Raw genomic sequence first — 1,525 nt, forward strand, 5'->3', positions numbered from 1 at the left:
GCCCTGACCGCACGCACCCTGGGCTGGCGCGACCCGTTTTGCGACGCCATGCTGTACCTGGCGGCGCAGGTGCGCGCCATCGGCTTCTCGCCAGCGTTCCGATCGCGCATGGGCATCAGCCTGGGCCAGGACTTCGACGCGCCGGTGGCCAGCAACGCCGACGCCAGCGCGCGCAACGCGTTTCGCCAACTCGGCCACGTGGTCGAGCGCCTGCGCGACGACATCGGCGCGCACCTGCGCGATCAGCCTGGCCAGGCCTGGAGCCCCACGCTGCTGCAGGACGCCCAATACCTGCGAGCGCTGCTGCACACCTGCGCCCAGGCCGCACGCGGCTTGCACGGCCACCTCGACACACAGGGCATCTCGGTCAACCTGGTCTTCCAGATCGACCAGTTGGTGGGCCGCTGCGAGCGCATCGAGCTGCTGCTCGACGCGGTGCTCGCGCCGCGCCCTTCACCGGCCTTGCACCACTTGCTGCTGACCTTGGTGCAAGTGGGTGAGCGCCGCCGCAGCGTGCGCGCGCTGTTCTCGCAGCACACCTCGCAGCTGGCGCGCCGCGTGGCCGAGCGCAGCGCCGAAACCGGCGAGCACTACATCACCCGCAACCGCGCCGAGTACGCCGACATGTTCAAGCGGGCCTGCGGTGGCGGTGCCGTGTTGGCAGGCACCACCTTCATGAAATTCGCGGTGCTGGCACTCGGCCTGTCGCCCTTCATGGCCGGCTTTGGGGCAGGCCTGAACTACGCGATCAGCTTCGTCATCGTGCAGTGGCTGCACTTCACCGTGGCCACCAAGCAACCCGCCATGACGGCGCCAGCCATGGCCGCCAAGCTGGCCGACGTGCGCAGCGACGAAGCGGTCGAGTCTTTTGTCGACGAGGTGGCCCACTTGCTGCGCTCGCAGGTGGCCGGGATCCTGGGCAACCTGCTGGTGGTGGCGCCGCTGGTGCTGGGCGTGCAGCTGGCCATGATCCATGGCCTGAACCACCCGCTCATCAACGAAGAAGAAGCGCGCTACGCCCTGCACAGCCTGACCCTGCTGGGACCGACGCTTTGGTACGCGGCCTTCACCGGCGTGCTGTTGTTCGCCTCGAGCATCCTGGCGGGCTGGGCCGAAAACGCCTTCGTGCTGCACCGCCTGGACAGCGCGCTGCGCTGGAACCCGCGCATCCAGGCCTGGCTGGGCGAAGCGCGCGCGGCGCGCTGGGCGGCCTGGTGGCGCGAGAACATCTCGGGCCTGGCGGCCAACATCTCGCTGGGCTTCATGCTCGGCCTGGTGCCGGTGATCGCCAAGTTCCTGGGCCTGCCGCTGGACGTGCGCCACGTCACGCTGTCCACCGGGCAGGTGGCGGGCGCGCTGGGCACCCTGGGCTGGGACATGCTGAACCAGCCCGCCTTCTGGTGGTGCGTGGCCGCCCTGCCGCTGACGGGTGTCTTCAACGTGGGCGTGAGCTTCTTGCTGGCGCTGCGCGTGGCGGCCCGCTCTCGCGGTGTGCGCGTGACCGACCGGGCCCGCCTGTGGCGCG

General features: G+C 70.1%; 1 protein-coding gene. It reads left to right on the forward strand.

The window, feature by feature from the left end:
• Positions 1 to 1,525, forward strand: a 1,525-nt coding sequence (locus B2W70_RS18200) for a recombinase (protein WP_286747977.1), incomplete at both ends; no start/stop codon positions are given.

It is taken from the genome of Aquabacterium sp. UBA2148 (assembly GCF_002328915.1).
Classification (GTDB): Bacteria; Pseudomonadota; Gammaproteobacteria; order Burkholderiales; family Burkholderiaceae_C; genus Aquabacterium; species Aquabacterium parvum.